The 14,647-nt window shown below is 39.6% G+C and carries 10 protein-coding genes and 1 pseudogene; 10 read left to right on the plus strand and 1 reads right to left on the minus strand.

Annotated elements, in window-relative coordinates:
* Positions 1-250: 250 nt before the first annotated feature.
* The 10 genes and pseudogenes from O3650_RS00380 (at position 251) to O3650_RS00425 (ending at position 12,524) form a co-directional block, all read left to right on the plus strand.
* Positions 251-1,046, plus strand: a pseudogene (locus O3650_RS00380) (transposase).
* 110 nt (positions 1,047-1,156) lie between these two features.
* Positions 1,157-1,393 (plus strand): DUF2829 domain-containing protein, encoded by a 237-nt coding sequence (locus O3650_RS00385; RefSeq protein WP_203176316.1) that lies wholly within the window; start codon positions 1,157-1,159, stop codon positions 1,391-1,393.
* Positions 1,386-2,084, plus strand: a complete 699-nt coding sequence (locus O3650_RS00390; RefSeq protein ID WP_203176314.1) for a 3-oxoacyl-ACP reductase — start codon at positions 1,386-1,388, stop codon at positions 2,082-2,084. The genes O3650_RS00385 and O3650_RS00390 overlap by 8 nt, the downstream gene beginning before the upstream one ends.
* Positions 2,085-2,094: 10 nt before the next feature.
* Positions 2,095-2,595, plus strand: coding sequence for an NUDIX hydrolase (locus O3650_RS00395; protein ID WP_203176312.1), 501 nt, complete (start codon positions 2,095-2,097; stop codon positions 2,593-2,595).
* A complete protein-coding gene (locus tag O3650_RS00400) occupies positions 2,573-3,421 on the plus strand; it encodes a putative PEP-binding protein (RefSeq protein ID WP_203176310.1) in 849 nt (282 codons plus the stop codon). Before O3650_RS00395 ends, O3650_RS00400 begins: the two co-directional genes overlap by 23 nt.
* Positions 3,418-3,858 (plus strand): ASCH domain-containing protein, encoded by a 441-nt coding sequence (locus tag O3650_RS00405; RefSeq protein ID WP_203176308.1) that lies wholly within the window; start codon positions 3,418-3,420, stop codon positions 3,856-3,858. The genes O3650_RS00400 and O3650_RS00405 overlap by 4 nt, the downstream gene beginning before the upstream one ends.
* 121 nt (positions 3,859-3,979) lie before the next feature.
* The gene (locus O3650_RS00410) at positions 3,980-6,526 is read left to right on the plus strand and encodes a M1 family metallopeptidase (protein ID WP_203176306.1); all 2,547 of its coding nucleotides are present in this window, start codon (positions 3,980-3,982) and stop codon (positions 6,524-6,526) included.
* Between the two features lie 214 nt (positions 6,527-6,740).
* Complete coding sequence (gene ciaR / locus O3650_RS00415; protein ID WP_000590639.1) at positions 6,741-7,415, plus strand: two-component system response regulator CiaR; 675 nt, start codon at positions 6,741-6,743, stop codon at positions 7,413-7,415.
* Positions 7,405-8,739 carry a two-component system sensor histidine kinase CiaH gene (ciaH, locus tag O3650_RS00420; protein ID WP_371491292.1) on the plus strand — a complete coding sequence of 445 codons (1,335 nt, stop codon included), beginning with the start codon at positions 7,405-7,407 and terminating at the stop codon, positions 8,737-8,739. Before ciaR ends, ciaH begins: the two co-directional genes overlap by 11 nt.
* Before the next feature lie 257 nt (positions 8,740-8,996).
* Positions 8,997-12,524 carry a pneumococcal-type histidine triad protein gene (locus tag O3650_RS00425; protein ID WP_153193331.1) on the plus strand — a complete coding sequence of 1,176 codons (3,528 nt, stop codon included), beginning with the start codon at positions 8,997-8,999 and terminating at the stop codon, positions 12,522-12,524.
* A 302-nt stretch (positions 12,525-12,826) separates the two neighbouring features.
* Here O3650_RS00425 and O3650_RS00430 read toward each other — a convergent pair whose 3' ends face one another.
* Entirely contained in the window at positions 12,827-14,344 is a 1,518-nt protein-coding gene (locus O3650_RS00430; protein ID WP_153193333.1) for an ATP-binding cassette domain-containing protein, read from the minus strand.
* Between the last annotated feature and the right edge of the window lie 303 nt (positions 14,345-14,647).

The raw sequence follows: 14,647 nt of genomic DNA on the forward strand, positions 1-14,647 counted from the left end.
TTGAAGATGAACTTGTAACAAAAAGGGACTGAGAAAAAAGGTTTTAAGAACAGAAAATGCATGATATCAGGAGCCAAAAAAACTTGATATTATGCGTTTTATTGTATTCTCTCATGAAATAGAGTTTTTTCCTAAGCGCTTTTGATTTTTGATATAGTTTTGTGAGGACGAAGTAAGACAATATATAAAATAGTCAGTTCAAGCCAGGGTATAGTTGTTTAGTTTAAAATAAGCATCTTATAATAAAGCTATAGCATATAGTAGAGATTTTAAACAAGGAGCATTAGATTACATCAAAGAAGGACACAGCCATGTCGAGGCAGCTAAAATTTTTGATGTTGGCGACAGAACTCTCTTCACGTGGGAAAAGAAAGACGTGAACAAGGATACTTAGAGCGAAAAAAGCGAGTAGTCAAAAAGCGAAAGACTCCTTTAGAGGAATTAAAAGCCTTTGTAGAGGCTCATCCAGACGCTTTTTTACGGGAAATTGCGGCACATTTTGATTGTGTTGTTCCTTCAGTATGGGCAGCTTTAAAGCAGATTAAGGACACTAGAAAGTCGCTGAGTTTCTTGATATTTTGGATAACCTAAAAGATTTACCAGTCGTATATATTGACAGATCGCTACCTCTATCGTTCTTATGCACAGGCTTCTAGAGGGGAGAAAGTCTATGAAAAGATTAGCGGACGGCATTTTGAGCGGACTTCAATTGTTGCAGGACAAGTAGACAGAGAGTTTATAGATCCCATGATTTACAAGGAAAGTATGACGGGCGATTTCTTTGTAGAGTGTTTTAAAACGCGGCTCTTGCCTACTTTGAAGACACCTCATGTCATTGTCATGGACAATGCTAGTTTTCATCCCAAGAACATTTTGGATGAAAACTGCATTCAAGATAAACACTTTTTTTACCTATACCGCCTTATTCACCAGATTTGAATCCTATTGAGCAAGTTTGAGATATTTTGAAGAAGAAAGTGACTGATTTATTAAGGGAAGTTCCAAATGTTTTTGAATGTTTGGAGTGCTTTTTTAAAACTAAATGACTATAATTATAAAATGCTTATTGATTTTGATTTAAAATGAGTCAAAAAGCCGTTGCACAACGGTTTTTTGTTATAATTAAATGAAGAATGTAGAATAAAAGGAGAATAACATGACTTTCGAAGAAATACTGACTGGGTTAAAGGCTAAGAAAAAATATGTACGAACTGGTTGGGGAGGTGCTGAAAACTATGTCCAACTCTTTGATACAATCGAGCAAAATGGTGTGGCTTTAGAGGTAACTCCTTATTTTTTGATTAACGTTTCTGGAGAAGGAGAAGGTTTTTCCATGTGGAGTCCGACACCTTGTGATGTTTTGGCGACGGATTGGGTAGAAGTGCATGACTAAGCGTGTACTCATTACAGGAGTGAGTTCAGGTATCGGATTGGCTCAGGCTCGACTTTTTTTAGAGAAGGGCTATCAAGTTTATGGAGTGGACCAAGGTGAAAATCCACTCTTACAGGGTGATTTCCATTTTTTACAGAGAGATTTGACCTTAGACCTGGAGCCAATTTTTGATTGGTGTCCTCAGATTGATGTTTTGTGCAATACTGCGGGGGTTTTGGATGATTACAAACCACTTTTGGAACAGACAGCGCAGGAAATTCAAGAAATTTTTGAAATTAACTATCTGACTCCTGTTGAGTTGACTCGCTATTATTTGACTCAAATGTTGGAGAATAAAAAAGGGATTATTATCAACATGTGCTCTATCGCTTCGAGTCTAGCTGGTGGTGGTGGACATGCTTATACTTCTTCGAAGCACGCCTTGGCTGGCTTCACCAAGCAGCTAGCTCTAGACTATGCAGAAGCTGGGATTCAGGTCTTTGGGATTGCTCCAGGAGCAGTCAAGACAGCTATGACTGCTGCCGACTTTGAACCAGGTGGCTTGGCTGACTGGGTGGCGAGTGAAACGCCAATCAAACGCTGGATTGAACCAGAGGAAGTGGCAGAAGTCAGTCTCTTTTTGGCCAGTGGAAAGGCCTCTGCCATGCAGGGACAAATTCTGACTGTGGATGGTGGCTGGTCTTTGAAGTAGGAGAAATTGGATGGAAATCAAAAATCACTTTGGAGTCTACGCTGTTTGCTTTGAAAATGGGAAGTTACTCTGCATTGAAAAAACGAGAGGCCCTTATCGACATCGGTATGATCTACCTGGAGGCAGTCAGCAACTTGGTGAAGGACTGACGGAAACGCTGACTAGAGAAGTTATGGAAGAGACGGGATTAACTGTTAGAAGCTACTCTAATCCTCGAATCTACGATGTTTTCGTCAGGGAAGAGTTAAAAAATTTTATGGTTCACCATGTCATGACCTTGTATGATGTTGAAATGAATGAGAGTGCACCTCAAGTTACGATTTCGGAAGCTGTGTCTGATGGTGCGAATGATTCACTTGGATATATTTGGATGGATATTCAAGAGATCACAGAAGAAAATGCATCGCCATTAGTCTTGAAGGTTAAGACTGAATTATTAGGATTTCCAGAATTGGACAAGACCTCTTACATGAATTGGAAGGTACAGTATGCAGAACCAACTTGCTCTTAGTGGCGAAAAACTTGATGAGAAAGTTTACCCACAACTATTTCATCATGTTGGCATGATTCGTGGGGAATACTTGTTGAGAGAGCTCAATCAAAATATACTATTACCAAGTTGTCAGCAATTTGTAAAAGATTATCTAGATACTATTTGCTCCTTATACTCAGATGAAGAGGTATGGTATCGTTTTTCTGAATTAACGAATACAGAAGCTAATTGTCTAAAGGGGACTAAAGAGTATTTTGATGAAAATCATCCCTTATTTGGATATAGAGGAACTAGGCGTTTACTGGCGTGTCCGGATGAATTTCAGGCTGAGGCAAATGTCGTTACAGAAGTTTATCAAACCAATCCCAATCTGTCTGTTATCTTTCCTTTTGTCAATGATGCTGAGCAGTTAAAGCAAGCTATTAGAGTATTGCGTCAGCAGGGTTTTACTGGGAAAGTTGGCACGATGATTGAATTACCGTCAGAGTATTTTGACTTGGATAGGATACTGGAAACGGGCATTTCAAAGATTGTAGTTGGAATGAATGATTTGACTTCTTTTATTTTTGCGACTGTGAGAAACAGTCAATGGCATGATATGGAAAGTCCAATTATGTTAGATATGCTAAGAGATATGCAGGATAAAGTAAGGATGAAAAAGATTGATTTTGCTGTAGCAGGTTATCTGAATGTTTCTTTCATACAAAAAATGAATCAGATGGATATCAATTGCATTATCCACTATAGTTCTATTCCAGAGATTTTTAATTTAGAGATTGACCATCCAGACCACCTCAAACGTGTAAAAGAAGTAAGTAAAAAATTACAAAGGAGCAACCCATGACACCGCAAGAAATGTGGAATGCCTACAAGCAAATCAACCCCTCGATTGGAGATGAAATCGATGCCTGGGCTTTTGGAGAGGAAGCCGATCTCTTGGCAGATTTGGTTTTAAGAGGCGAAAAGACCGCAACAGCATCAGCCTACGACCTCTATGCACTAGAAGCCGAGTCTCTTCCTCAAGAAGGAACTTTTGATGTCATTTTAGATAGTCAAAATCAGGCTGTCTGTATTGTCGAAATTACAAAGGTTTCTGTCCAGCCCTTCAATCAAGTTTCTGCTCAACATGCCTTTAAGGAAGGGGAAGGTGACAAATCCCTAGCCTATTGGTGTCAGGTTCATGAGGATTGTTTCGCCGAGTGGCTGAGAGAAGCAGGACTGACTTTTACACCTGAAAGCAAGGTTGTTTTAGAAGAATTTCGCAAGGTCTACCCACTGTAGACTGCAGAAGGAAGAAAGTTTTGGAAATCGCTGTCCAATCCTTTTTTCTTAGGCAAAACATGTTATAATAAGTTTGTTTGAAGAAGAGCTCTAGCTCTTAAACTTAGAATAGGAGAAAACTATGCAAGCAGTTGAACATTTTATTAAGCAATTTGTTCCTGAACACTATGATTTATTTTTAGACTTGAGTCGTGAGACCAAGACTTTTTCAGGGAAAGTGACCATCACTGGTCAAGCACAGAGTGACCGTATTTCCCTTCATCAAAAAGATTTGGAAATTGCTTCTGTAGAAGTTGCAGGTCAAGCTCGTCCATTCACAGTTGACCATGACAATGAAGCCCTTCATATCGAACTTGCAGAAGCAGGTCAAGTGGAAGTGGTTATCGCTTTTTCAGGAAAAATCACAGACAACATGACAGGGATTTACCCATCTTATTACACAGTTGATGGAGTCAAGAAGGAAGTCTTGTCAACTCAGTTCGAGAGCCATTTTGCGCGCGAAGCCTTCCCATGTGTGGATGAGCCTGAAGCCAAAGCAACCTTTGACCTTTCTTTGCGTTTTGACCAAGCAGAAGGTGAATTGGCCTTGTCTAATATGCCAGAAATCGATGTTGAAAACCGTAAGGAAACAGGTATCTGGAAGTTTGAGACAACACCTCGCATGTCTTCTTACTTGTTGGCCTTTGTTGCGGGTGATTTGCAAGGTGTGACGGCTAAGACTAAAAACGGTACTCTTGTAGGTGTTTACTCAACGAAAGCCCACCCACTATCTAACCTTGATTTCTCACTGGACATCGCTGTTCGCTCTATCGAGTTTTACGAAGATTACTATGGAGTTAAGTACCCAATCCCTCAATCTCTCCACATCGCCCTTCCTGACTTCTCAGCTGGAGCTATGGAAAACTGGGGTCTTGTCACCTACCGTGAAGTTTACTTGGTTGTGGATGAGAACTCTACCTTTGCCAGCCGTCAACAAGTTGCCCTTGTTGTGGCCCATGAATTGGCTCACCAGTGGTTTGGTAACCTTGTTACTATGAAATGGTGGGATGACCTTTGGCTCAATGAAAGCTTTGCTAACATGATGGAGTACGTCTGTGTGGATGCTATTGAACCAAGCTGGAATATCTTTGAAGACTTCCAAACAGGTGGAGTACCTCACGCTCTTGAACGCGATGCGACTGATGGTGTTCAGTCTGTCCACGTCGAAGTTAAACATCCAGATGAAATCAATACGCTCTTTGACGGAGCTATCGTCTATGCCAAAGGAAGTCGCCTCATGCACATGCTTCGTCGTTGGCTAGGAGATGCTGATTTTGCCAAAGGTTTACATGCCTACTTTGAAAAACACCAATACAGCAATACAATTGGTCGTGACCTTTGGGATGCTCTTGGTCAAGCGTCTGGACGTGATGTCGCAGCCTTCATGGATTCTTGGTTGGAACAACCTGGTTATCCAGTTCTCACTGTCAAAGTTGAAAATGATGTCTTGAAGATTTCACAAAAACAATTCTTCATCGGTGAGCACGAAGATAAGAACCGTCTCTGGGTTGTGCCACTCAATAGTAACTGGAAAGGCTTGCCTGATACACTTGAAACTGAAAGTATCGAAATCCCTGGCTACGCAGCTCTTCTTTCAGAAAACAAAACAGCACTTCGTCTCAACACAGAAAATACAGCCCACTACATTACAGACTATCAAGGAGACTTGTTAGATGCTGTTCTTGCTGACCTAGTTGATCTTGATAACACAAGCAAATTGCAAATCGTCCAAGAACGTCGTTTGCTTGCTGAGGCAGGGCACATTTCTTATGCTGACTTGCTCCCAGTTCTTGATAAACTTGCTAAGGAAGAATCTTACCTTGTCGTTTCAGCTGTTTCTGAAGTAATTTCTGCTCTTGAGCGCTTTATCGATGAAGGAACAGAAGCTGAAAGAGCCTTCAAAGCCTTGGTTGCTAAATTGGCTCGTCACAACTATGACCGTCTTGGTTTTGCAGCTAAAGACGGAGAATCAGATGAGGATGAATTGGTTCGTCAGTTGGCTGTTTCTATGATGATTCTCTCAAATGATGCAGAAGCTAGTCAAGTCGCTAGCCAAATCTTCGCGGCTCACAAGGAGAATCTTGCAGGACTTCCAGCAGCTATTCGTTCACAAGTCCTTATCAATGAGATGAAACATCATGAGACTAAAGACTTGTTAGCACTTTATCTTGATACTTATACTCACGCAACAGATGCTGTCTTTAAACGTCAGTTGGCAGCTGCTCTTGCTTACAGTACAGATGCGGATAATATCCAAACCTTGATTGCTTCTTGGAAGGACAAATTTGTGGTTAAACCACAAGACTTGTCTGCATGGTATTACCAATTCCTAGCTCATCAAGCAACTCAGGAAACAGCTTGGTCTTGGGCTCGTGAAAACTGGGCTTGGATTAAGGCAGCTCTTGGAGGAGATATGAGCTTTGATAGCTTTGTTATCCTTCCTGCACACGTATTTAAGACTCTGCAACGTTTGGCAGAGTACAAGGAATTCTTTGAGCCACAACTTTCTGACCTTGCTCTTAGCCGTAACATCGGTATGGGGATCAAGGAAATTGCAGCGCGTGTTGACTTGATTAACCGTGAAAAAGCTGCAGTGGAAGCAGTCGTTCTTCAATACGGATACGCATAAATAAGCCTAAAATAAAAAGAAAACTCAGCTATCTCATGTAAAACTCTTCGAAAATCAAATTCAAACCACGTCAGCGTCGCCTTACCGTACTCAAGTACAGCCTGCGGCTAGCTTCCTAGTTTGCTCTTTGATTTTCATTGAGTATAAAATGCAGAGAGTTGAGTTTTTTTTAAGGCAAATTTGGTATAATGGTTTTAATAAGGAGGAGTTTCTCATGATAAAAATCTTATTGGTTGAGGATGACCTAGGCCTGTCAAATTCAGTATTTGACTTTTTAGATGATTTTGCGGATGTCATGCAGGTATTTGATGGGGAAGAAGGTCTCTACGAAGCTGAAAGTGGCGTCTATGATTTGATTTTGCTCGATTTGATGTTGCCTGAAAAAAATGGCTTCCAAGTCTTGAAAGAATTGCGTGAAAAGGGGATTACGACTCCAGTTCTGATCATGACTGCCAAGGAAAGTTTGGATGACAAGGGACATGGATTTGAACTGGGAGCGGATGACTATCTGACCAAACCTTTCTACTTAGAAGAACTCAAAATGCGGATTCAGGCCCTTCTCAAACGTTCAGGTAAGTTTAATGAAAATACCTTGACTTATGGAAATATTGTAGTTAATTTGTCAACCAATACCGTTAAGGTTGAAGATACTCCTGTCGAATTGCTAGGTAAAGAGTTTGATTTACTGGTTTATTTCCTTCAAAATCAAAATGTTATTTTGCCTAAGACTCAGATTTTTGATCGTCTATGGGGATTTGATAGTGATACAACGATTTCGGTTGTCGAAGTTTATGTTTCAAAAGTCCGTAAGAAATTAAAAGGAACCACTTTTGCAGAGAATTTGCAAACCTTGCGCAGTGTTGGGTATATTTTAAAAGATGTTCAGTAAACTAAAAAAAACATGGTATGCGGATGACTTTAGTTATTTTATCCGCAACTTTGGTGTCTTCACTCTGATTTTCTCCACCATGACTCTGATTATTTTGCAGGTCATGCATTCGAGTCTTTATACTTCGGTGGATGATAAGCTTCATGGACTGAGTGAAAATCCTCAGGCAGTTATTCAGCTTGCGGTAAATAGGGCAACTGAAGAGATTAAAGACTTAGAGAATGCCGCTACAGATACTAGCAAGACTGAGGTAAAACCCAATGTCAGTTCCAATACGGAGGTTATTCTTTTTGATAAAAATTTTACCCAACTCCTTTCTGGAAATCGATTTTTGGGATTGGATAAGATTAAGTTAGAAAAGAAAGAATTAGGCCATATCTACCAGATTCAGGTTTTTAATAGCTATGGACAGGAAGAAATCTATCGCATGATTTTGATGGAAACGAATATCAGTTCGGTTTCAACCAATATCAAGTATGCAGCTATCTTGATTAATACCAGTCAGTTGGAGCAGGCCAGTCAAAAGCACGAGAAATTGATTGTGATTGTGATGGCAAGTTTCTGGATTTTATCTTTACTTGCAAGTCTCTATCTAGCTAGGGTCAGTGTTAGGCCCCTGCTTGAGATCATGCAGAAGCAACAGTCCTTTGTGGAAAATGCTAGTCATGAGTTACGAACTCCACTCGCAGTTTTGCAAAATCGCTTAGAGACCCTTTTTCGTAAGCCAGAAGCAACCATTATGGATGTGAGCGAAAGCATTGCCTCTAGTTTGGAAGAAGTCCGAAATATGCGGTTTTTGACGACGAACTTGTTGAATTTAGCTCGTAGAGATGATGGGATTAAGCCGGAACTTGCAGAAGTTCCAACCAGTTTTTTCAATACGACTTTCACAAACTATGAAATGATTGCTTCGGAAAATGATCGTGTCTTCCGTTTTGAAAATCGGATTCATCGAACGATTGTCACAGATCAGCTTCTTTTGAAACAACTGATGACCATCTTATTTGATAATGCTGTCAAGTATACTGAAGAGGATGGTGAAATTGATTTTCTTATCTCGGCGACTGATCGCAATCTGTATTTACTTGTTTCTGATAATGGAGTCGGTATTTCCACAGAAGATAAGAAGAAAATTTTTGATCGCTTTTATCGAGTGGACAAGGCTAGAACCCGCCAAAAAGGTGGTTTTGGTTTAGGGTTATCCCTAGCCAAGCAAATTGTAGATGCCTTAAAAGGAACCATTACTGTCAAAGATAATAAACCGAAAGGAACAATCTTTGAAGTGAAGATTGCTATCCACACACCATCTAAAAAGAAAAAATAAAAATATCGCTCCAGCTGGGGCGATATTTTGGATTACGTGACTTTCAGTCCGTTTCGCTAAGTCAGGTGTGAGACAGGCAAACCACCCGTTTTAGGGGTGGTCATGATTAAAATAACATAAAAATCTTGACAGATAAACTTAAAAAATGTAAACTATTTACTGGTTAATTAAATGGTTAAATAACCGGTTTAGAAAAACTGTTTAACCGAGAAAAGAAGTTAAGAAATAGCTTCATCATTTATTGAAATGAGGGATTTATGAAATTCAGTAAAAAATATATAGCAGCTGGATCAGCTGTTATCGTATCCTTAAGTCTTTGCGCATATGCACTGAACCAGCATCGCTCGCAGGAAAATAAGGACAATAATCGTGTTTCTTATGTGGATGGTAGCCAGTCAAGTCAGAAAAGTGAAAACTTGACACCAGATCAGGTTAGCCAGAAAGAAGGAATTCAGGCTGAGCAAATTGTCATCAAAATTACAGATCAGGGCTATGTAACGTCACACGGTGATCACTATCATTACTATAATGGGAAAGTACCTTATGATGCGATTTTCAGTGAAGAACTTCTGATGAAAGATGCTAATTATCAACTTAAAGATGCTGATATTATCAATGAGGTTAAGGGTGGTTATATCATCAAGGTCGATGGAAAATATTATGTCTACCTGAAAGATGCAGCTCATGCTGATAATGTTCGAACCAAGGATGAAATCAATCGTCAAAAACAAGAACATGTCAAAGATAATGAGAAGGTCAGCTCTGATGTTGCTGTAGCAAGGTCTCAGGGACGCTATACGACAGATGATGGTTATGTCTTTAATCCAGCTGATATTATCGAAGATACTGGTGATGCTTATATCGTTCCTCACGGAGGACACTATCACTACATTCCAAAAAGTGATTTGTCTGCTAGTGAATTAGCAGCCGCTAAAGCTCATCTGGCTGGTAAAAATACGCAACCGAGCCAGTTAAGCTATTCTTCAACAGCTAGTGATAATACTAATCAAGCTATAGAGAAAGAATCAACTAGCAAGCCAGAAAGCAAAGTTGAAAATCTCCAAAGTCTATTGAAAGAACTCTATGATTCGCCTAGTGACCAACGTTACAGTGAATCAGATGGATTAGTCTTTGACCCTGCTAAGATTATCAGTCGTACACCAAATGGAGTTGCGATTCCGCATGGCGACCATTATCATTTTATTCCTTACAGCAAGCTCTCTCCTTTAGAAGAAAAGATTGCTAGAATGGTGCCTATCGGTGGAACTGATTCTACGGTCTCTACAAATGAAAAACATCATGAAGTAGCGTCTAGTCTAGGAAGTCTTCCAAGTAATCCATCTATATTGAATAATGCTTCTTCAACGTTAAATAAGGAAATTCCTTCAACATCTGATGGCTATATCTTTAATCCAAAAGATATTGTCGAAGAAACAGCTACAGCTTATATCGTCAGACATGGTGATCATTTCCATTACATTCCTAAGTCGAATCAAATTGGTCAACCGACTCTTCCAAATAATGGTCTAACAACACCTTCGCCATCTCTTCCAATCAATCCAGGAACTTCACATGAGGAACATGAAGAAGATGGGCACGGTTTTGATGCCAATCGTATTATTGCTGAAGATGAAGCAGGATTTATCATGAGTCATGGTGACCACAATCATTACTTCTTCAAGAAGGATTTGACTGCTGATCAAATCAAGGCAGCGCAAGACCACTTGAAAGAGGCAAATACAGCAACACCAAATCCAGCTCATGATAACGATCACGATGAAGATCATCATGGACACCATCATGATGAAGACCATGATCACGGTTTTGATGCCAATCGTGTCATCAGTGAGGATGAACAAGGCTTTGTCATGAGTCACGGAGACCACAATCATTACTTCTTCAAGAAGGATTTGACATCAGAGCAAATTAAGGCAGCTCAAGATCATCTGAAAACACATCATGATGCAGAGCCTGTAAAACCTCTTGCTAAAACGGTAGAGTCTTTCTCAAGAGATGCTAGTGATGAAGAAAAGATTGCTTATATCTCTAAAACTTATGGCGTTCCACTTGAAGCTATTAGAATTTCAAACGGATTCTTTGTTTTTGGAAATCCAGACCAAGCCTACGATCCAACTCATATCCATCCCTATGCTGTTCGTAAAGAACACGTTCGACTTCCACTCCAAACTGGAAATCCAGAACTTGATTTCCTAAATGAACTCTATACCACTGCTTTGCGAGATGGTGTGTCTCCTTATAGTTTACAGGTAGAAAATGGTAGTTTTGTGATTCCTCATGGCGACCACAATCACTACATCAAGGTTCAAACGAAGGGCTATGAAGTAGCTTTGAAAAACAAGATTCCAGCCCTACAATCCAATTATCAACCTGGAGCTTTTGATGAGAAGGCAGTCTTGGAAAAAGTAGATCAACTTCTAGCTGATAGCAGAAGTATCTACAAAGACAAGCCTATCGAACAAAGACAGATTGAGTTAGCCTTAGGTCAGTTTACTGAAAACATGAAGAAACTGGCAACTAACTCTACAGCAGGTTATCTTGCGACACTTGATCTCTTTGATAAGCAATATATCCATATTGATGAGAGTGTCAAGCCTACTGAAACAAGTGCTTTAGATAAAAAATATCAAGCCTTGATTGATAAAATCAATACACTGGATACAGACTCTTATGGACTTCCAAAGAAAGATCTTCTCGTTCGACTCCAAGAATCTAAATTGGCTAAAGATGAGGCTGGTTTAGCAGCGGTTGAATCACAACTTCAAGCTCTTCAAGACTTTAATGACCGAACAGGCGTTACAACAGTGGAATACATCAAGTATTTCTACGAACATGTAAATGACGGTCGTTTGAGTGATGAACTTCGAAACAAAGTAGCTCAGTTGACTTGGACCCTGTATCAATCTCAATCCTTCCTTAAGGCAGCAGAATTGAACAAATTATTCCCAAGCATCTATCAGGCAAAACAAGAAGTGGAAGAAGCTTTGAAAGCTCAGCCAACTACTGCGAAATCAAGTCAGACAGTTCTAGATACTGAAAAAGTTGATAATCAAAGTGCCAAGACAGCTATTTATGGCTTCTTGAAAGAATTGTATGGAGACTTTATGCCTGAAGAGCATATGAATCATGTCAGCAAGGAACAAGTAGAAAGTCTTTTGAGCAAGGCAACTCAACTCTTAGAGCAAATCCAAGAAGAAGGAATTAGACAATCTTTGGCAGAAGAAGTAGAAAATCTCAAAGCTGCTACAAACAAGGCTGATGCAGATTTGGATGAAGTAAACAGCCAGGTGAAAGATGTCTTGACTCGTATCGCTAGTGCCCTTCAACAAGAGAAAGAAAATGCTGAGCAAGATCCTCAGACACTTGTACTCTATCAAAAACTTTATGATATCCTCATGTCACTTCACGCTTACTTAGAAAACAATAAGGGTTCTGATGAGAACTTTGATAAGGTGGATACTCTACTAGATCAACTTTCTGCTAAGAGTAAAGATAAAGCTGCTTTACTTGAATTGACAAAAGCTATTCTGATCTTGAATCAAGAAATCAAGTCAAAATCAAGCGCGAGTGAAGAAGCAAGTCCAGCAACAAATGCTGAAGCAAATGGTGATAAGATAAGTCCCGAAACTGAAACATTAGCAACTGCAGAATCTAACAGTGAAACTGCCAGTGACGAAAACAAACCGAGCAACGCAACAGATTCTAAATCTGCTGAATCAGTTCCAGAAAAGGAAACAGCAGAATCTACAACAAGTACTGGAAATTAAGAAAAACCAGTAGAATAAAAAAGTTGGTAGATAAAAAGTTTGTGGTCGTAGATCTAGGAGATTTTCCCATTCAAGTCTGTTTCCTATTTCTCATTGTAATTATAAACCATGGCAACATAAGAAAACGAGCATTTCCAACTGAGGAGGTGCTCGTTTTTTGATAGTTAGAAGTAGTTTTTATCCGTCTATTTAGAGTTGATTACAAGAAATTATTGACTTGAATGTGGATATAAGATTTATTCACTGATTATAATGTTTAAATAGTGCTCCAAAGCAAAGAATTATCCTCATGAGTATGAATCTTATAAATTAACTACCTCCAAACCATGTTCTGTCAAGCGGTAGATGCTTGAACAGATCTCTTTTAAGAACCGACGGTCATGCGAAACAGTGATGAGACCGCCTGGATAGGTTGCAAAGAGTTTTCTGATTTGGGGTTGAGAAGTTGGAGAAAAGTTTCGTGTAGGTTCATCCAACAGGAGAAAGTTTGGTTTGCACAAGACTAAATCCAAAAGCAGGAGTTTACCCTGTTGTCCGCCAGATAAGGAGTGAATTTGATGCTGCATTTCTGGATAACTGAAATTGAGACTGGCTAAGTGAGATTGGATTTTTTGTAGTTCCTCTTTTTCCCCAGTTTTGCTGAGATAGGCTATTGGTGATAAATCCAATTGCAGTTTTTTGTGGTAATCTTGTGGCATAAAACCAAGCGAAATTTCTCTTTTGGCGCTAAGCAGCTGTTGAAACTTGGCTAGCAGAGTCGATTTCCCAATACCATTTGGGCCAATGATACCGATTTTTTCTTGGCCACGAACAGTTAGTTGAAGTCCTTGAGCCAAAACTCGCTCACCAATGGACAAATTCTCTTTTTCCAGTTGGATTAAGACTTTAGATGCCGGTAATGGCTGTATATCTGAGAAAAAAAGTCTGATTTCTTCCTCTTCAAGTGGTTTTTGGGTCATGGACTGAGCTGTCTTTTCAAAGCGTTTTTCTTGAGAGAGAACATTTTTCATCTTTTTAGCTAATAAGCGACCGGCAGTACTGTCTTTGGTAGCTCGAAGGGCAGTTTCTACATTTTGCTTGACCAGGCGATGCTTTTTCATGGTTTTGTCATAGGCTCTCTGGTCGTTAGCAGCTTGCTGGCTTTGTCTGACAAAATTAGCCTTTCTCTGCTCACTATAACTATCATAGTCTAAGTGCTCTACTAACGTTTCTGCTTCTTTACGGTGCTTGACCAGTCGCAAGTGAACAATAGTGTCTGCCGTTTGAGAAAGAAAGTCTTCATCATGGGAGATGAAAATAACAGTTTGCCTCATCTTCTGTATCTGTCTTTTTAGCCAATCAACCGTCTCAAGGTCTAGGTCATTTGAAGGTTCATCTAAAAATAGGATTTCAAAGGGTTTAGCTAACTCATGGATGAGCTGAATTTTCAAAGCTTCACCCCCTGATAGACTACCAATCTCTTGGTCGCTTGCGAAACGATTGCTATCAAAATGCAACTCCTCAGCCAAACGATAGAGGACACTGTAATCTAAATCGATAGTATCTAAAAAGAAGTAGTCGTGTAGAGTTTTCTTTTTCAGGTCCTCAGGGACTTTTTGAGGAATGTAGGCTATTGACTGAATGTCAGACAGGATGTCACCCCTGATAGTGAAATCATGCAAAGCTTCCCCCATTAAAGTTTTAAGTAAGGTGGATTTGCCATTTCCTTCTTCGCCAATAATAGCTACCTTTTCCTCATCCTGGATGGTCATGCTTAGATCAGAGACAAGGTCTCGTAAATCTTTTTTTTGTGTGATGGTCAGGTGATTGATTTTTATCATATGATTGCCCTTTCTAGAATGTCAATAGTGCATAACAAAAAGCTCTACTTTATCTAGTAGAGCCAAAGTTTATGTCAAAAAAACTCTATTAATACTCTTCGAAAATCTCTTCAAACCACGTCAGCGTCGCCTTACCGTAGATATATGTAACTGACTTCGTCAGTCTTATCTACAACCTCAAAGCAGTGCTTTGAGCAACCTGTGGCTCGCTTCCTAGTTTGCTCTTTGATTTTCATTGAGTATAAAATGCCAGAAGAAAGAGCATAAAAGAGTACACAAAAAGAGACAAAAACAAGATCTACT

This window comes from Streptococcus sp. 20925_1_24 (genome assembly GCF_041432335.1).
GTDB classification, from domain to species: domain Bacteria; phylum Bacillota; class Bacilli; order Lactobacillales; family Streptococcaceae; genus Streptococcus; species Streptococcus mitis_BM.